The following is a 16,970-nucleotide window of genomic DNA, read 5'->3' on the forward strand; positions in this document are numbered from 1 at the left end:
AAGGATCGCCACAGGATCATGCCGCGCCATTCGATGAACCGGTTTCTGCGCGACGCGCTGCTCGGTCTCGCTCTGCTGGTTCCCGCCATGGGCCATGCGGCGGAATCGAGCCCGGTCACATCGCCGCGCGTGACCGCGACCTTGCTGTCGAGCCGCGACACGGTCGCGCCGGGCGAGCGCTTCCAGGTGGCGCTGGTGCAGAAGCTCGCGCCGCACTGGCACACCTATTGGCTCAACCCCGGCGATTCCGGCGAGCCGACCCGGATCGAATGGGAATTGCCCGCCGGTGCCAAGGCGGGCGACATCCAGTGGCCGGCTCCGAGCGCGATCCGGGTCGAACCGCTGGTCAATTTCGGCTTCGAAGGCACCGTGCTGCTGCCGGTGGAGGTCACCGTGCCGGCAGATGCGAAGCCCGGCGACAATTTCACGCTGAAAGCCGAGGCAACCTGGCTGGTCTGCGAGAAGATCTGCATCCCCGAGGAAGGGTCCTTCACGCTCGATCTACCCATCGGCCCGGCGAGCGTGGTCGATGAGCCGGCGCAGGCCCGGATCGACGCCGCACGGTCAGCCCTGCCGAAGCCGGCTTCGTTCCGCGGCAAGCTCCGCGGCGAGGCCGAGAAGCTCACGTTGGAGCTGCCGGGCCTGCCGGCGGGCATGAGCGATCTGCGCTTCTTCCCCATTTCCGATACCTTGATCGAGCATGCGGCCGATCAGCCTCTCGCCACCGGCGAGAAACCCGTGCTGACGCTGGTCCGCTCCGGTGCCTTCAAGCTGCAGCAGCCGGAGGTGACCGGCGTGCTGACCTTCCGCGAGAACGGTGAGGCCAGGGCGGTCACACTCGCCGCCGATGCCGACCCGGCGCTGGTCACGGCGGCCGGAGCCGGCACGGCAGAGGCGCACCCGGCCGTGGTGCGCATACCGCCGCCCGCCGAGGGTGCGGACCTGACCCTCCTGGCGGCGCTCGCCTTCGCCTTTGCCGGCGGCTTGATCCTGAACCTGATGCCTTGCGTGCTGCCGGTGCTGTTCATCAAGGCGCTCGGCTTCGCCCAGCTCGCCCATGCCAGCCGCAGCGCCGTGCGCGAGCAGGGGCTGCTCTTCCTCTGCGGCGTGCTGCTGACCTTCATGGCGCTCGCCGGCACCGTGATCGCTCTGGGTGCGCTCGGCAGCAGCATCGGCTGGGGCTTCCAGCTCCAGTCGCCGCCGCTCGTCATCGCGCTCGCCGTGGTGATGGTGCTGATCGGCCTTAACCTGCTCGGCGCCTTCGAGATCGGCGGCTCGGTCGCGGGCCTCGGCGATGGCCTCGCCAGCAGCGGCGGCCGCTTCGGCGCCTTCATGACCGGGGTTCTGGCGGTCGTCGTCGCGACGCCCTGCACGGCGCCCTTCATGGGCGCGGCGATGGGCTATGCGGTGACGCAAGCGCCGGCAGTCGCGCTCTCCGTCTTCATGGCGCTGGCGTTCGGCTTCGCCCTGCCGGTGCTGGCGCTCTCCTTCGCGCCCGGACTGCTCAGGCTGTTGCCGAAGCCGGGGCGCTGGATGCTCGTCCTGAAGCAGGCTTTCGCCTTCCCGATGTTCGCGACCGCGATCTGGCTGATCTGGGTCGCCTCGGTGCAGACCGGCCCGCAGGGCGTGCTGGCGGCGCTGGTCGCGGTGCTGGCGGCGGGCTTCGTCGTCTGGCTCATCGGCGTCACCCGCGGCGGCCTGCCCCGCCGCGTCTTCGGCTCAGTGCTCGCGGCGCTGGTCGTGCTCGGCGCCGGCTGGTTCACGCTGCAGAACGCCGTGCCGGCCGCCACGACGGAAGCCCGCGCCGGCGATATCGAGGCCTGGTCGCCGGAGCGTGTCGCGGCGTTGCAGGCGCAGGGCAAGCCCGTCTTCGTCAACTTCACGGCGGCCTGGTGCATCACCTGCCTCGCGAACGAACGCGTTGCGCTCTCGCGCCAGGAGGTGAAGGATACCTTCGCCAAGTTCGGCGTCGTCTATCTGAAGGCGGACTGGACCAATCGCGATGCGCGGATCGCCAAGGCGCTCGCCGAGCAGGGCCGGGCCGGCGTGCCGCTCTATCTGTTCTATCCGGCCCGCAAGGACGCGCAGGCGGAGGTTCTGCCGCAGCTCCTGACGTCGGACACCGTGATCGCGGCCGCCCAGCGCGCGGCGGGCCGGGATGCGAAGACCGCGGCGGCGACGCCGTGACCTTTTATCGTTCAACCAGGGAGACAGACATGAAAAGCCTGACCAGACAGACTTTCATCGCCGGCCTCGCCGTTGCCGGCCTGGCCATGCCGGCCGTCGCCTTCGCGCAGGGCGCAGCCAAGGTCGGCGCACCCGCCCCCGCCTTCCAGGCGGTGGATGCCGAGGGCAAGACCCGCAACCTCTCGGAGTTCGCGGGCAAGACCGTGATCCTCGAATGGACCAACCACGACTGCCCCTATGTCCGGAAGCACTACAACAGCGCGACGATGCAGACGCTGCAGAAGGACATGGCGAAGGACGGCATCGTCTGGCTCTCCGTCATCTCCTCGCCTGTCGGCGAGCAGGGTTATGTCGAAGCCGCCAAGGCCAGGGAGCTGACGGCCCAGCGTAACGCCGCTCCCGCCAGCGTCCTGCTCGATCCGAAGAGCCAAGTGGCGCGCGCCTATGGCGCCCAGACCACGCCGCACATGTACATCATCGATCCCAAGGGCACGCTCGCCTATATGGGCGCGATCGACGACAAGCCCTCTTCCTCCGCTTCGAGCCTCACCGGCGCGAAGAGCTATGTCCGCCAGGCCGTCGCCGAGCTGAAGGCCGGCAAGCCGGTCTCGGAGGCCAGCACCAAGGCCTATGGCTGCGTGGTGAAATACGCGCCGCTGAGCTGATCGCTCATTGCCGTCATGCTCGGGCTCGACCCGAGCATCTCACACCGAGAGAGGCTCCCGAGTCTCTTCCTGCCGGAGATTCTCGGGTCTGCGCTCCGCTTCGCCCGAGAATGACGGTGTCCTGTCGGCCGCCTATTGCGAGCGCGGGCCGAGATCGCGCGGCGCGGCGTTGATCGTGACGATCTGTCCGTTGCGCAGTTCGAGCACCGCGAGCCCACGCTCGACCTGCCCGTCCGGGCGGAAGCGGAAGACGCCATCGGCGCCAGCGAAACCGGAGGCATTGGTCAGCACGGCTTCCGAGAAGCGCTGCGAGCCCTGCGTGCGCGCCAGCGCCGCAGCCAGCGAGACCGCGTCATAGGCGAGCGTCGCGGTGCGGGTCGGCGCGCTGTTGAAGCGCTGCTGGTAGCGGCCGGCGAAGGCATTGAAGCCGGCGGTGTCGGGCGAGGCGAACCAGCCGCCCTGGATCGCCGGGACGCGAGCGATGCCGGCATCGTTCCAGACACCGGTGCCGAGCGGCTTGACCTTGGCCGGGTTGTAGCCGGCCTCCTGCAGGGCTTGGCCGAGCGCCGGCATCGTGTCGGCGGCGGCCGGAACGAACAGCGCATCCGCCTGCTGCAGCGACGGCATCAGGCGCTGGACCACGGCGCGCATCGAGGCCGGATCGGAGCCGAAGCGCTCGATTGCGGCGACGCGGGCGCCGCGGCTGGCGACGGCCTGCTGGAAGGCGGCCTCGACCACCTTGCCGTAGGCGGTATCGGGCACGAGCGCCGCGAACGACTTCCGGCCCTGCTGGCTGGCATAGCCGATGACGCGGTTGACGTCGTTCTCCGGCGGGAAGGAGAGCAGGTAGATGCCGCGCGAGGCGACGTTTGAATCGCTGGAGAAGGCGATCACCGGCCGGTTGGCGCCGCGCGCGACCTGTCCGGCGGCCTGCACCGAAGGCGCGAAGAGCGGGCCGATGATCAGCTCGGCCCCTTCCGACACGGCCTCCTGCGCGGCGGCGCGGGCGCCTTCCGGTGTGCCGCGATCGTCCTTGACCAGCAGCGTGAGGTCGGCGTTCGGGAACTCCGCCAGCGACATCTCGGCGGCGTTCTTCAGCGAGTTGCCGACGACGGCACCCTGCCCTTCCGCCGTCAGCGGCAGGATGAGCCCGACCTTGACCTTGCCGTTGCCGATGGTCTGCCCGGTCGGTGCCGCGCCTGGGGCGGGCGTCCCCGAATCGAAGCCGGGCAGGCCGGAGGTGCCGCCGCTGCAGGCGGCCAGCGCGAGCGGCAGGAAAACCGCAAGCGCCCGCGCCTTGAACCGCAGGACCGGTGCGAAGTGCCGATGGTGCAACACGGGCGATCTCCAGTCGTGGCCGGGTCGGCAAACGCGCGCCCGTCGATGAGTTCCAGCGGAAACTTTGCCCCCGATGGACTCGTGCCAGTGCGGAATCCTATTTTCAAGTTGTTAACTATGGGTTGCACACGCAGCGTGACGCTGTGCCATGGCGCGGCTGCCGCCGCTGTGGCAGCGTGGCGCCATGTCTAACGATGCCGCCGCCCGCCCTCCCAGCTATACCGCTTTCGGCCTGAGGGCCGAGGCAGAGCCGCTGGCGCCGGGCCTGCACATCGTCGCGACCCCCATCGGCAACCTCCGCGACATCTCGTTCCGGGCTCTCGCGACGCTCGCCGCCGCCGATGCGATCCTGGCCGAGGACACCCGCACCTCGAAGACGCTGCTGGCGCATTACGGCATCTCGACGCCGCTCCTGCCCTATCACGAGCACAATGCCGCGCAGATGCGCCCGAGGGTGCTGGCGAAGCTGCGCGAGGGCGGCAAGCTCGCCTTGATCTCGGATGCCGGCACGCCGCTCGTGTCGGACCCCGGCTACAAGCTCGTCGCCGAACTCGTCACCGAGGGCCTGCCGGTCACCGGCATTCCCGGCCCGTCCGCCGTGCTGGCGGCGCTGGTGCTGGCGGGGCTGCCGACCGATCGCTTCTTCTTCGAGGGTTTCCTCCCGCCGAAATCGGGAGGACGTCGCACGCGGCTGACCGAACTCGCCGCCATTCCCGGCACGCTGGTCTTCTTCGAATCGCCCCGCCGCCTCGCCGAGATGCTGACTGACGCTGCCGCCGTGCTGGGCGCGCGGCCGGGCGCCGTCGCGCGCGAACTCACCAAGTTCTACGAGACGGTCAGGCGCGGCACCCTTCCCGAGCTCGCCGCCCATTACGATGGCGAGGAGGAGGCGCGTGGCGAGATCGTCGTGATCATCGGCCCGCCCGGCGCCACCGAACTCGTCCCGACCGACGATGTGATCGATGAGCGGCTGCGGGTGGCGCTGACCAAGGTCTCGCTGAAGGAGGCCGTCGCGCAGGTCGCCGCGGAAACCGGCCAGCCGCGGCGCAAGGTCTATGCCCGCGCCCTCGAACTCACCCGCAGCGATCCGTGAGCGGGGCGGCGGCCGATCCGGGCAGGCGCAGCCGCAAGGCAAAACGCTCCGGTCTCACCGGCCGCCGCGCCGAGTGGCTCGCCATCCTCTGGTTGACGCTGAAGGGCTATCGCTTGCTGGAACGCCGTTTCGGCGGCAAGGGCGGCGAGATCGACCTCGTGATGAAACGCGGTCGCACCGTCGCCTTCGTCGAGGTCAAGGCGCGCGCTGATCTCGACATGGCGATGCTCGCGATCACGCCGGAGAAGCAACGTCTCGTCGAGCGCCGGATCCGGCACTGGCTCTCACGGAATGCCTGGGCGAGCGGGCATCATCTGCGCGCCGATGCGGTCTTTCTGGCGCCCTGGCGCCGGCCGCGCCATGTGCCCGCCGCTTTCGCGCTTGTCCTGTGACGCAAGGCCACCCACTTGCGGGAACCCCGCCCGCGGCCCGATAAGAGCCGGCTGCAACAGGAAGCCTGTCATGAGCCTGAACGTCGCCATCCAGATGGACCCGATCGAACGCCTCCGGGTCGCCGGTGACACCGGCTTCGCCCTCATGCTGGAAGCGCAGGCGCGCGACCACACGCTCTTCACCTACACGCCCGACAAGCTCTCGATGCGCGACGGCAAGGTCACCGCGCCGATGCGCCCGGTCACGGTGCGCGACGTCGAGGGCGACCATTTCACGGCCGGAACCGAGGAGAAGGTCGACCTCTCGACGCTCGATGTCGTGCTGCTGCGGCAGGACCCGCCCTTCGACATGGCCTATGTCACCACGACGCATATGCTGGAGCGCATCCACCCCAAGACGCTGGTGGTCAACGACCCGACCTCGGTGCGCAATGCGCCTGAGAAGATCCTCGTCACCCATTTCCCCGAACTGATGCCGCCGACGCTGATCACCCGCGACAAGGCCGAGATCGAGGCCTTCCGTGACGAGCACGGCGAGATCGTCATGAAGCCGCTCTACGGCCATGGCGGCGCGACCGTCTTCAAGACCGGCAAGGGCGATCCGAATTTCGGCTCGCTCTTCGATCTGTTCAGCAACCTCTTCCGCGAGCCCTGGGTGGTGCAGGGCTTCATCAAGGAGGTCTCGGAAGGCGACAAGCGCATCATCCTGATCGACGGCAAGGCGGCAGGCGCGGTCAACCGCGTGCCAGCCGTCGGCGATCTCCGCGCCAACATGGTGCGCGGCGGCGCGGCCCGCCCGACCGACCTGTCGAAGCAGGAGCTCGCGATCTGCGAGGCGATCGGCCCGACGCTGCGCGAGCGCGGCCTGCTGCTCGTCGGCATCGACGTGATCCACGGCAAGCTGACCGAGATCAACGTCACCGCGCCGACCGGCGTGCGCGCGATCAAGAAGCTCGGCGGCCCGGATCTGGCGGCGCAGCTTTTCGATGTGATCGAGAGCAAGCGCTGAGGTTTCCAACACCGCGCCGTCATCCCGGACAAGCCGCGTAGCGGCGTCGATCCGGGATCCATCCTGGAGCGCCTCGCCCTACGATGGATACCAGGTCTCCCTTCGGTCGCCCGGGATGACGGGGAGGGTTTCCGAAGAATCAGGCCGCCTTGCCGCTGCCGTTCAGCGGGTTCGCCTCGTCCCAGCCATAGCGCAGCGTCTCGAAGCGCATCGTCAGCGAATCGAGCAGGAGCAGCTTGCCGACGAGCGGCTCGCCGAAGCCGGTGACGGCGCGCACGACCTCGAGCGCCATCAGCGAGCCGATCACGCCCGGCAGCGCGCCGAGCACCCCGGCCTCGGCGCAGGTCGGGATCGCGCCGGGCGGCGGCGCTTCCGGGAAAAGGCAGCGCCAGGTCGGGTTCGGGCGCCCGTCCGGCCCGGTTTCATGGGCGCGCACCGTGGTCAGCGAGCCGTCGAAGCGCCCGAGCGCTCCCATGACGAGCGGCTTGTGCTCATGGAAGCAGGCATCGGAAACGGCATAGCGCGTCTCGAAATTGTCGGAACCCTCAGCCACCACGTCGTAGAAGGCGATCAGCGCGCGGGCATTGTGCGGATCGAGCCGCGTGACGTGCTCCTCGACCACGACATGCGGGTTGAGGTTGCGCACGAAGCGGGCCGCGACCACCGCCTTATGGGCGCCGACGTCCTCCGTGGTGAAGATCGTCTGGCGCTGCAGGTTCGAGAGCGAGACGATATCGTCGTCGACGATGCCGATCTTCCCGACGCCGGCCGCCGCCAGATACTGGATCAGCGGCGCGCCGAGCCCGCCGGCACCGACGACGAGCACGCGGGCATTCTTCAGCCGCTGCTGGCCCGGCCCGCCGATCTCCGGCAGGACGATATGGCGGGCATAGCGCTCGATCTCGTCATCGTTCAGCATCATGGCGGGAGCGTAAGGCCGATGGCGGCTCCTCGGCAATCGCCATGATGGCTGAGGCGTTTGGCAAAGCGCATGACCTTCCGGGAGCTTGGCCACGCCGCCGAGCCATGCCATCGTATCCTCATCGAGGGCCGGATAACGGCACCCGGCTATGACAGGGGATCGGTTCGATGCGTGTTGGTTCTTTTGCGGCGGCGCTGGCCGGCGTTGCGCTTTCGGCTGTGGCGGCGCTGGCACAGCAGCCGATCAAGCCTGCCGTCGTCTATGACAAGGGCGGCAAGTTCGACAAATCCTTCAATGAGGGCGTCTTCATCGGCGCGGACAAGTTCAAGAAGGAGACCGGCGTCGAGTTCCGCGATTTCGAGCCGACCAACGACGCCCAGATCGAGCAGGCGTTGCGCCGCTTCGCGCGCGATGGCCATTCGCCGATCATCGCCGTCGGTTTCTCGCAGGCGACCGCCCTGCAGAAGGTCGCGGCCGAGTTCCCGGACCTGAAGTTCACCATCATCGACATGGTGGTCGATCTGCCGAACGTGCAGTCCGTCGTCTTCAAGGAGCATGAGGGCTCCTATCTCGTCGGGCTGCTCGCCGCGATGGCGTCGAAGACCGGCAAGGTCGGCTTCGTCGGCGGCATGGACATCCCGCTCATCCGCAAATTCGCCTGCGGCTATGTCCAGGGCGTCAAGGCGGGCAAGGCCGATGCCGAGATCTTCCAGAACATGACGGGCTCGACGCCGGCGGCCTGGAACGACCCGGTCAAGGGCGGCGAGCTCGCCAAGTCGCAGATCGATCGCGGCGCGGATGTCGTCTATCACGCCGCCGGCGGCACGGGCATCGGCGTGCTCCGGGCCGTCGCGGATGCCGGCAAGCTCGGTATCGGCGTCGACTCCAACCAGAATGCGCTCCATCCCGGCAAGGTGCTGACTTCGATGCTGAAGCGCGTCGACGTCGCCGCCTACAACTCCTTCAAGGCCGCCCGCGACGGCTCCTGGAAGCCGGGCCTCTCGGTGCTCGGACTCAAGGAGGAGGGTATCGACTGGGCACTGGACGACAGCAACAAGAGCCTGATCTCGCCGGAGATGAAGGCGACGGCCGACAAGGCCAAGGCTGACATCATCGCCGGCACCGTGAAGGTCCACGACTACATGTCCGACCAGAAATGCACGATGTGAGGCGCGGGCTTCCGCATTGAACCCGGCGCCCTTGCCGCCCGCGATCGAACTGGTCGGCATTTCCAAGCGCTTCGGCTCCGTCGCGGCGAACAGGGATGTGTCGCTTTCGGTCGCCGCGGGCTCGATCCACGGCATCGTCGGCGAGAACGGCGCCGGCAAGTCGACGCTGATGTCGATCCTCTACGGCTTCTATGAAGCCGATGCCGGCGAGATCAGGATCGCCGGCGAACCCCGGCGCATCCGTTCCTCGGCCGACGCGATCGCGTCCGGCATCGGCATGGTCCACCAGCACTTCATGCTGGTGGAGACGCTGAGCGTGGTCGAGAACATCGTCCTCGGTGCCGAGGGCGGCGCCTTCCTCAAGGGCGGTCTCGGGAAGGCCCGCACCGCTCTCGCCAAACTCTCGCAGGATTACGGCCTCGCTATCGATACCAACGCCATCGTCGGCGAACTCTCGGTCGGGCTGCAGCAGCGCGTCGAAATCCTGAAGGCGCTTTATCGTGGCGCCGACATCCTGATCCTCGACGAGCCGACGGCGGTTCTGACCCCGCCCGAGGCTGACCAGCTCTTCGCCCTGCTGCGCGCGCTCAAGGCGCAGGGCAAGACCGTGATCCTGATCACCCACAAGCTGCGCGAGATCATGGACGTCACCGACACCGTCTCGGTGATGCGACGCGGCGAGATGGTCGCGCATGTCCGCACGGACGAGACCTCGCCGCCGGCGCTGGCCGAGGCGATGGTCGGCCGGCGCGTGCTGCTGCGCGTCGAGAAGCCGCCGCGCCAGCGCGGCGCGCCGGTTCTGGAGGCCGTCGGCCTCTCCTGCCAGGATGCGCGCGGCACCGAAACCCTGCGCGATGTCAGCCTGACCCTGCATGAAGGCGAGATCGTCGGGATCGCCGGCGTCGCCGGCAATGGCCAGAGCGAATTGCTGGAGGTGCTCGCCGGGTTGGTCCAGCCGAATCGTGGGGTCGTCCGGTTCGATGGTCGGATCCTCGCTGCCGCCGACCGGCAGCCCGCGAAGCTGCGTGAACTCGGCCTGATGCACATCCCCGAGGATCGGCATCGCAGCGGGCTCGTCACTGCCTTCTCGGCGGCCGAGAACGCGATCCTCGGCTATCAGCACGATCCTGCCTTCGGGGCAGGCCCGCTGCTGTCGCCGGCCAGGATCGAGGCCCATGCGCGCGAGGCCTTTGCCGCTTACGACGTGCGCCCGCCCGATCCCGCCTTGAGGACCGCGAAGTTCTCCGGCGGCAACCAGCAGAAGATCGTGCTCGCCCGCGAGATCGAGCGGCGCCCGAAGGTGCTTCTGGTTGGCCAGCCGACGCGCGGCGTCGACATCGGCGCGATCGAGTTCATCCATCGCCGGCTGATCGAATTGCGCGATGCCGGCGTCGCCATTTTGCTCGTCTCCGTCGAGCTGGAAGAGGTGATGGCGCTTTCCGACCGGATCATCGCCATGTGCGGCGGCCGGATCACCGGCGAGCGCGCCGCCGAAGCCGCCGACGAGCGCGATCTCGGCCTGCTGATGGCCGGCGTGACGGACGAGGCCGCATGAGCGCCGCCCCGGTCGAATTGCCGCGCTGGGCCGATGTCGCGCTGGTGCCGCTGGTTTCGGTCGCGGCCGCATTGCTCGTCGCCGGGCTTGTCGTCGTCGGCATCGGCGAGAATCCGCTGGAAGCCACGGCGCTCCTGCTGCGCGGCGCGCTCGGCAGCGCCGAGGGCATCGGCTTCACGCTCTACTACGCGACGAATTTCATCTTCACGGGCCTGGCCGTCGCCGTCGCCTTCCATGCCGGCCTGTTCAACATCGGCGGCGAGGGGCAGGCGACGGCGGCGGGCATCGCCATGGCCATCACCTGCCTCGGCCTGTCCTGGGCGCCGGGCTTCCTCGCCGTTCCGCTGGCGATCCTGGGCGCGGCGGCGGGCGGGGCGTTCTGGGCCTTCATCCCCGGTTGGCTCCAGGCCAGGCGCGGCAGCCATGTCGTCATCACCACGATCATGCTGAACTTCGTCGCCGCGACGCTGATCGTCTACCTGCTGCGCGAAATCATCGGCAAGCCCGGCTCGATGCAGCCGGAGACGGTGGATTTTCCTGCCCAGGCCGTGCTGACGCCGATGCATCAGCTTCTCGCGCCGTTCGGCCTGAAGCTGCCGGCGACCCCGCTCAACAGCGCCTTCCTGCTGGCGCTGATGGCGCTCTTCGCCGTCTGGCTGCTGATCTGGCGCACCCGGCTCGGCTACGCCATCCGCACGGTCGGTGCCAATCCGCGCGCCGCCGCCTATGCCGGAATCTCGCCGGCCGCCGTGACGATGATCGCGATGGCGATCTCGGGCGCGCTCGCCGGCGGCCTTGCGGTCAACGAGGCGCTCGGGGTGCAGCACCGGCTCGTTCTGGACTTCACCGCCGGCTACGGCTTCGTCGGCATCGCCGTCGCCCTGATGGGCCGCGGCCACCCGGTCGGCGTGGGGCTCGCCGCGCTGCTCTTCGGCGTACTCTACCAGGGCGGCGCCGAGCTCTCCTTCGACAAGCCGACCATCACCCGGGACATGGTGGTGGTGATCGGCGGCGTGCTCATCCTCTTCGCCGGCGCGCTGGACGGGCTTTTTCGCCGGCTGGTCGCGGGCGCATTGCGGTCGGGGCAGGAAGGCTGATGATCGGGCTCGGATCCTCCGCGTCATTCCGGGGCTTCGCGCAGCGAAGAGCCCGGAACCCATATCCGCCGAAATTCCCCGAAAGGAGCTTCGGAGACGCCGCTTCGCCTCGGCGATCCAGTCCTGTGGTCATGGGTTCCGGGCTAGACCCTGCAGGTCGCCCCGGAATGACGGGAGAGGTTCCTCGCGTCACGTTGGGAGCCGCCTGATGGACCCAATCCAGACGCTCGCCGTCATCATCGATTCGACGATCCGCCTGTCGATTCCGTTGATCTGCGCGGCGATGGCGGGGCTGTGGTCGGAGCGCGCAGGCGTCGTCGATATCGGCCTCGAGGGCAAGATGCTGGTCGCCGCCTTCGCCTCGGCGGTCGCGGCCTTCGTCACGGGCTCGGCCTGGATCGGGCTGGGCGCCGGCATTCTCGCGGCGCTGGCACTCGCGCTGGTTCATGGTTTCGCCGCTATCACCTGGCGCGGCAACCAGATCGTTTCCGGCGTCGCCATCAACATGCTGGCGGCGGGCCTCACCGTGGTCCTCGGCAACGCCTGGTTCGGGCAGGGCGGGCGCACGCCCTCGCTCGAAGGCCCGGCCCGCTTCGGCGAGCTGACCTTGCCCTTCGCCGGTTGGGCGCGCGAGCACGTCCCGGTCCTCGGCCTGTTCTATGACGAATTCATCTCCGGCCATGCCGCACCGGCCTATCTCGCCTTCCTCTGCGTACTCGTCACGGCCCTTGTCCTGAAGCGCACGCGCTTCGGCCTGCGGATCCGCGCCGTCGGCGAGAATCCGGCGGCGGTCGATACGGCCGGCATCTCGGTCGCGCGGCTGCGCTATGGCGCCGTCGCGATCTGCGGCCTGCTCTGCGGCATTGGCGGCACCTATCTCGCCGTTGCGCAATCGGCCGGCTTCCTGCCGCATATGACGGCCGGGCGCGGCTTCATCGCGTTGGCCGCCGTGATCTTCGCGAATTGGCGGCCTTGGCCGGCGCTCGGCGCCTGCCTGCTCTTCGGCCTGCTCGATGCCATCGCGATCCGTCTCCAGGGCGTGAGCTTGCCGGGCATCGGGCTGGTTCCGGTGGAAGCGATCCAGGCCTTGCCCTATGTCATGACCATCGTCCTGCTCGCCGGCTTCATCGGCAAGTCGACGCCGCCCAAGGCCTCGGGCCTGCCTTATGTCAAGGAACGCTGAGTTGCCGGCCGAACCCGATTTCGATGTCCTCTTCGCCGCGGCCGCCGCCGTGCAGCCGCGTGCTTACGCGCCCTATTCCCGCTTCAAGGTCGGCGCTGCGCTCCTGGCCGATGACGGTTCGGTCCATGCCGGCTGCAATGTCGAGAATGCCGCCTATCCCGTGGGCACCTGCGCCGAGGCCGGGGCCATCGCCGCGATGATCGCGGCCGGCGGCCGGGCGATCCGCGCCATCGTCATATTCGGGGAGGGCCCGGAGCTCGTCACGCCCTGCGGCGCCTGCCGCCAGCGCATCCGCGAATTCGCCATGCCCGAGACGCCCGTGGCGATCGCCGGACCCGAGGGCATCCGTGCGCGTTTCACCCTGGCGGAGCTGTTGCCAGCCTCCTTCGGACCGGCCAATTTGCCGCGGTGATTTGCGACGGCCGCTCTGGCGGCCAGGGGAGACGATCTGATGGCGGCCGATCCGGCTTTCGACGCGGCGGCGTCAGCATTGATCGACAAGGGCGTCGATGGGCCGATCGAATGTGCGCTGGTGCTCGGCACCGGGCTCGGCTCTGTCGTCGAGGACGTGCAGGACGGGGTCTGCATTCCCTATGCCGACATTCCCGGCTTTCCGCAGGGCGCGGTGTCCGGCCATGCCCGCCAGCTCTGCTACGGTACGCTCTTCGGCCGCAAGGTGCTGATCTATCAGGGCCGTGCGCATTATTACGAGGGCGGCGATCCCGCCGTGATGCGCGTGCCGCTTGGCCTGCTCACCGCTTTCGGCTCGCCGCCGCTGATCCTGACCAATGCCGCGGGCTCGCTGTCGCCCGAGATGCGCCCCGGCAGCCTCGCGCTCATCACCGATCATATCAACCTCAACGGCCCCAATCCGCTGGTCGGCGACAGGGGCGATGGCCGCTTCGTGCCGATGGTCGATGCCTATGACCCGCTGCTGCGCGGGCGCCTGAAGCGGGCGGCGGCGAATGCGGCCGTGCCGCTCGACGAGGGCATCTATATGTGGTTCTCAGGCCCCAGCTTCGAGACGCCGGCCGAGATCCGCATGGCCAAGACCCTGGGCGCGGACCTCGTCGGCATGTCGACCGTGCCAGAGGTGATCCTGGCGCGGCGTCACGATATCCGGGTCGCGGCGCTTTCCATCGTCACCAATATGGGCGCGGGCCTTCACGGCGGCGCTCCGCATCACACTGAGACGCGCGATGTCGCCGCCATGGCCTCGCGCTCGCTGCGGCGCCTGCTGCGCGCCTTTCTTTCGGAGCTCTAGGCCATGTCGGAAGCCGCTCTCGCCAGGCGCGCGCTTGCGCTGCTCGATCTGACCGATCTCGCCGACGATGCCACCGAGCAGGGCGCCCGCGATCTCTGCCGTCGCGCCGTCTCGGGCCCGGTGCCGGTGGCGGCGGTCTGCCTCTGGCCGCGCTTCGTGGCGACGGCGCGTGAAGCGCTGGGCAGCAGCACCGTCCGTATCGCGACCGTGGTGAATTTCCCCGATGGCGACACGCCGATCGCACCCGTGATCCGCGAGACCGAAGCGGCGCTGGAAGCCGGTGCCGACGAAATCGATCTGGTCCTGCCCTGGCGCGCCGTATTGGCCGGGCAGGCCACGGCGGCCGGCGCCATGATCCGCAACATCAGCATGCGCTGCGAGGGCAAGCTGCTGAAGGTCATCCTCGAAACCGGGGAATACCCCGATCTCGACAAGGTGAGGGAGGCGTCCGAGCTCGCCATCGCCGCAGGTGCCGATTTCATCAAGACCTCGACCGGCAAGACGCCGCGCTCGGCCAGCATCCCGGCCGCGCGCTTGATGCTCGGCGTCATCGCCGCGGCAGGGCGCCCAATCGGGCTCAAGCCGTCCGGCGGCATCCGCACGCTGGCCGATGCGAAGAGCTATCTCGACCTCGCCGATGCGATGATGGGTCCTGATTGGGTGACGCCCGGGACGTTCCGCTTCGGCGCCAGCGGTCTTTACACCGCGCTCCTCGATGCGATCGGGGGCACGGCGTCCGACACGCCGCGTGGGAGCTACTGAATGCGCCTGACCCAGGAAATCATCGCCGCCAAGCGCGACGGCGAGGAGCTGCCCGATGCCGATATCCGCCAGATCATCGCCGGGCTGACCGACGGCTCGGTCAGCGAAGGGCAGGCTGCCGCCTTCGCCATGGCGGTCTATTTCAACGGCATGAATGAGAAGGAGCGCGTCGCGCTCACACTCTCCATGCGCGATTCCGGCACGGTGCTGCGCTGGGACGACCTGCCCGGCCCGGCGCTCGACAAGCACTCGACCGGCGGCGTCGGCGACACCGTGAGCCTGCCGCTCGCTGCGGCGGTGGCTGCGTGCGGCGGCTATGTGCCGATGATCTCGGGGCGCGGCCTCGGCCATACCGGCGGCACGCTCGACAAGCTCGATGCCGTGCCGGGCTATGTGACGCAGCCGGGCGTGGCGCTGTTCCGCAAGGTGGTGCGCGAGGCGGGCTGCGCCATCATCGGTCAGACCGCCGATCTCGCCCCGGCCGACAAGCGGCTCTATGCCATTCGCGACGTGACCGCGACGGTGGAGACCATTCCGCTGCTGGTGTCCTCGATCCTGTCGAAGAAGCTCGCTGCCGGCCTCCACGGCCTCGCCATGGATGTGAAATTCGGCTCCGGCGCCTTCCTGCCGGACTACGCCAAGGCGCAGGCCCTGGCGCAGGCCCTGGTCAGCGTCGCCAACGATTCCGGCCTGCCCACGAACGCGCTTCTGACCGATATGGACGAGCCGCTCGCCTCGGCCGCTGGCAACGCGCTCGAGGTGGCCTATGCGCTCGATCACCTCACCGGGCGCCGGCGCGAGCCACGTTTCCACGAGGTCACGGTCGCGCTCGGCGCCGAGATGCTGCTGCTCGGCGGCCTCGCCGCCGATCTCGACGCCGCCCGCGCGCGGATCGAGGGCGCTTTCGCCTCGGGTGCTGCCGCCGAACGCTTCGCCCGGATGGTCGTGGCGCTCGGCGGGCCGGCCGATCTGCTGGAAGCGCCGGAGAAGCATCTGGCAGCCGCGCCGATCGCAAAGCCGGTCTTCGCCGAGAGCGCCGGCACGGTCGCGTCGATCGACACCCGCGCAGTCGGGCTTGCGGTCGTCGCGCTCGGCGGCGGCCGCGTTCGCCCGCAGGACCCGATCGACCATGCCGTCGGCATCGTCGAGCTGGCCGGGATCGGCGACAATACGGGCCCGGACCGCCCACTCGGCATCGTCCACGCCCGCGACGAGGCAGGCTTCGCCGCGGCAAGCGCGCGCTTGCGCAAGGCCTATCGGATCGGAGAGGGTGCGGCGCGCGGCGCCCTGGTCGCGGAACGGATCACGGAGAGGTTTTCGGCATGAGTTTGCTTCTGGCCATGACGAGCTGGCATGTCGAGGACTGGCGTGCGCGGTTCCAGGCGCTTCTGCCTGACATGCCGGTCGTGGTCCTCGGCGAGCCCTTCGACCGCCGCGCCGTGCATTATGTCGCGAGCTGGAAGCACCCGGCCGGCAGCCTGACCGGCCTGCCCAATCTCGGCGCGATCTTCTCGCTCGGCGCCGGCGTGGATTTCCTCTTCGCCGACGACAAGCTGCCGCCGGTGCCGATCGCCCGCGTCGTCGATCCCGACCTGACCACGCGGATGAGCGAATATGTCGTGCTGCATTGCCTGATGTATCTGCGCCAGCAGCATCGCTACATCAGCCAGCAGCAGCAGAAGCTCTGGGAGGACGACCGCAATCAGCCGGCCGCCCGCTCGGTGCGCGTCGGCATCATGGGTCTGGGGGAACTCGGACAGGACGCCGCCCGCAAATTGCAGGCTGTCGGCTTCGACGTCGCCGGCTGGAGCCGCTCGCCCAAGACGATCGACGGCCTGCCGACCTTTTCCGGCGAGGACGGCATGAAGGCCTTTCTCGCGCGCACCGACATCCTCGTCTGCCTCGTGCCGCTCACGCCCGACACGCGTGGGATCATCAATGCCGAGCTGATCGCCGGGCTCGCGCGGGATGGCCGCCTCGGCGGCCCGTTCGTGATCAATGCCGGTCGCGGTGGCCTGCAAGTGGAAGCCGATATCCTCGCCGCGCTCGAAACCGGGGCATTGAAGGGCGCGACGCTCGACGTCTTCGAGACCGAGCCCTTGCCGGTCGAATCCCCGCTCTGGGCCCAGCCGAACGTGACGATCACGCCGCATAACGCGGCGATGTCGGAGCCGGAAGCGATCGCTTCGCTGATCGCGGCGCAGATCAGGCGGCTGGAAGCAGGTGAGCCGCTCCAGCACGTGGTCGATCCGGCGCGCGGCTACTGAAGGAGCCGGCGCGACCGTCACGGAACGGTCGCAGGGCTGTCGTCGTGTCGCAATCCGGGCGGGCGAA

General features: G+C 68.9%; 16 protein-coding genes. 14 read left to right on the forward strand and 2 right to left on the reverse strand.

Going from position 1 to position 16,970, the window contains the following annotated elements; genetic code table 11:
* The first annotated feature begins 18 nt into the window (after positions 1-18).
* Positions 19-2,187: a protein-disulfide reductase DsbD family protein gene (locus NWE53_RS19910; RefSeq protein WP_265051086.1), complete on the forward strand. Its 2,169-nt coding sequence runs from the start codon at positions 19-21 to the stop codon at positions 2,185-2,187.
* A gap of 29 nt (positions 2,188-2,216) precedes the next feature.
* Positions 2,217-2,852, forward strand: a complete 636-nt coding sequence (locus NWE53_RS19915) for a thioredoxin family protein (RefSeq protein ID WP_265051087.1) — start codon at positions 2,217-2,219, stop codon at positions 2,850-2,852.
* 132 nt (positions 2,853-2,984) lie between these two features.
* Here NWE53_RS19915 and NWE53_RS19920 read toward each other — a convergent pair whose 3' ends face one another.
* Complete coding sequence (locus NWE53_RS19920; RefSeq protein ID WP_265051088.1) at positions 2,985-4,190, reverse strand: penicillin-binding protein activator; 1,206 nt, start codon at positions 4,188-4,190, stop codon at positions 2,985-2,987.
* Positions 4,191-4,374: 184 nt separating this feature from the next.
* Here NWE53_RS19920 and rsmI point away from each other — a divergent pair, with 184 nt between their 5' ends.
* The 3 genes from rsmI to gshB all read left to right on the forward strand — a co-directional run bounded on the left by rsmI (position 4,375) and on the right by gshB (position 6,684).
* Positions 4,375-5,283: a 16S rRNA (cytidine(1402)-2'-O)-methyltransferase gene (rsmI, locus tag NWE53_RS19925; protein ID WP_265051089.1), complete on the forward strand. Its 909-nt coding sequence runs from the start codon at positions 4,375-4,377 to the stop codon at positions 5,281-5,283.
* Positions 5,280-5,675, forward strand: coding sequence for a YraN family protein (locus tag NWE53_RS19930; RefSeq protein WP_265051090.1), 396 nt, complete (start codon positions 5,280-5,282; stop codon positions 5,673-5,675). Before rsmI ends, NWE53_RS19930 begins: the two co-directional genes overlap by 4 nt.
* Before the next feature lie 70 nt (positions 5,676-5,745).
* The gene (gshB, locus tag NWE53_RS19935) at positions 5,746-6,684 is read left to right on the forward strand and encodes a glutathione synthase (protein WP_265051091.1); all 939 of its coding nucleotides are present in this window, start codon (positions 5,746-5,748) and stop codon (positions 6,682-6,684) included.
* Between the two features lie 139 nt (positions 6,685-6,823).
* On the opposite strand, the gene NWE53_RS19940 is transcribed toward gshB, so the two are convergent.
* On the reverse strand, positions 6,824-7,606 hold the full coding sequence (locus tag NWE53_RS19940; protein WP_265051092.1) for a HesA/MoeB/ThiF family protein: 783 nt from the start codon (positions 7,604-7,606) through the stop codon (positions 6,824-6,826).
* A gap of 167 nt (positions 7,607-7,773) precedes the next feature.
* Here NWE53_RS19940 and NWE53_RS19945 point away from each other — a divergent pair, with 167 nt between their 5' ends.
* The 9 genes from NWE53_RS19945 to NWE53_RS19985 all read left to right on the forward strand — a co-directional run bounded on the left by NWE53_RS19945 (position 7,774) and on the right by NWE53_RS19985 (position 16,903).
* Positions 7,774-8,775 (forward strand): BMP family lipoprotein, encoded by a 1,002-nt coding sequence (locus NWE53_RS19945; protein WP_265051093.1) that lies wholly within the window; start codon positions 7,774-7,776, stop codon positions 8,773-8,775.
* A 31-nt stretch (positions 8,776-8,806) separates the two neighbouring features.
* Positions 8,807-10,330, forward strand: coding sequence for an ABC transporter ATP-binding protein (locus tag NWE53_RS19950; RefSeq protein WP_265051094.1), 1,524 nt, complete (start codon positions 8,807-8,809; stop codon positions 10,328-10,330).
* Positions 10,327-11,427, forward strand: coding sequence for an ABC transporter permease (locus NWE53_RS19955; RefSeq protein ID WP_265051095.1), 1,101 nt, complete (start codon positions 10,327-10,329; stop codon positions 11,425-11,427). Before NWE53_RS19950 ends, NWE53_RS19955 begins: the two co-directional genes overlap by 4 nt.
* Positions 11,428-11,635: 208 nt before the next feature.
* Positions 11,636-12,610 (forward strand): ABC transporter permease, encoded by a 975-nt coding sequence (locus NWE53_RS19960; protein ID WP_265051096.1) that lies wholly within the window; start codon positions 11,636-11,638, stop codon positions 12,608-12,610.
* A 1-nt stretch (position 12,611) separates the two neighbouring features.
* Positions 12,612-13,022 carry a cytidine deaminase gene (locus tag NWE53_RS19965; RefSeq protein WP_265051097.1) on the forward strand — a complete coding sequence of 137 codons (411 nt, stop codon included), beginning with the start codon at positions 12,612-12,614 and terminating at the stop codon, positions 13,020-13,022.
* Positions 13,023-13,061: 39 nt separating this feature from the next.
* On the forward strand, positions 13,062-13,874 hold the full coding sequence (locus NWE53_RS19970) for a purine-nucleoside phosphorylase (RefSeq protein ID WP_265051098.1): 813 nt from the start codon (positions 13,062-13,064) through the stop codon (positions 13,872-13,874).
* A gap of 3 nt (positions 13,875-13,877) precedes the next feature.
* A complete protein-coding gene (gene deoC / locus NWE53_RS19975) occupies positions 13,878-14,636 on the forward strand; it encodes a deoxyribose-phosphate aldolase (RefSeq protein WP_265051099.1) in 759 nt (252 codons plus the stop codon).
* The gene (gene deoA, locus NWE53_RS19980; protein ID WP_265051100.1) at positions 14,637-15,962 is read left to right on the forward strand and encodes a thymidine phosphorylase; all 1,326 of its coding nucleotides are present in this window, start codon (positions 14,637-14,639) and stop codon (positions 15,960-15,962) included. It begins immediately after the preceding gene.
* The gene (locus NWE53_RS19985; RefSeq protein WP_265051101.1) at positions 15,959-16,903 is read left to right on the forward strand and encodes a 2-hydroxyacid dehydrogenase; all 945 of its coding nucleotides are present in this window, start codon (positions 15,959-15,961) and stop codon (positions 16,901-16,903) included. The genes deoA and NWE53_RS19985 overlap by 4 nt, the downstream gene beginning before the upstream one ends.
* The last annotated feature ends 67 nt before the right edge of the window (positions 16,904-16,970 follow it).

The organism is Bosea sp. NBC_00550 (assembly GCF_026020075.1).
Taxonomy (GTDB): Bacteria; Pseudomonadota; Alphaproteobacteria; order Rhizobiales; family Beijerinckiaceae; genus Allobosea.

Coding starts and splice junctions, on each gene's coding strand:
- NWE53_RS19915 (WP_265051087.1), top strand. CDS start 2,217: ATGAAAAGCCTGACCAGACAGACTTTCATCGCCGGCCTCGCCGTTGCC.
- NWE53_RS19960 (WP_265051096.1), top strand. CDS start 11,636: ATGGACCCAATCCAGACGCTCGCCGTCATCATCGATTCGACGATCCGC.
- NWE53_RS19945 (WP_265051093.1), top strand. CDS start 7,774: ATGCGTGTTGGTTCTTTTGCGGCGGCGCTGGCCGGCGTTGCGCTTTCG.
- NWE53_RS19955 (WP_265051095.1), top strand. CDS start 10,327: ATGAGCGCCGCCCCGGTCGAATTGCCGCGCTGGGCCGATGTCGCGCTG.
- deoC (WP_265051099.1), top strand. CDS start 13,878: ATGTCGGAAGCCGCTCTCGCCAGGCGCGCGCTTGCGCTGCTCGATCTG.
- rsmI (WP_265051089.1), top strand. CDS start 4,375: ATGTCTAACGATGCCGCCGCCCGCCCTCCCAGCTATACCGCTTTCGGC.
- NWE53_RS19940 (WP_265051092.1), bottom strand. CDS start 7,606: ATGATGCTGAACGATGACGAGATCGAGCGCTATGCCCGCCATATCGTC.
- deoA (WP_265051100.1), top strand. CDS start 14,637: ATGCGCCTGACCCAGGAAATCATCGCCGCCAAGCGCGACGGCGAGGAG.
- gshB (WP_265051091.1), top strand. CDS start 5,746: ATGAGCCTGAACGTCGCCATCCAGATGGACCCGATCGAACGCCTCCGG.
- NWE53_RS19970 (WP_265051098.1), top strand. CDS start 13,062: ATGGCGGCCGATCCGGCTTTCGACGCGGCGGCGTCAGCATTGATCGAC.
- NWE53_RS19985 (WP_265051101.1), top strand. CDS start 15,959: ATGAGTTTGCTTCTGGCCATGACGAGCTGGCATGTCGAGGACTGGCGT.
- NWE53_RS19910 (WP_265051086.1), top strand. CDS start 19: ATGCCGCGCCATTCGATGAACCGGTTTCTGCGCGACGCGCTGCTCGGT.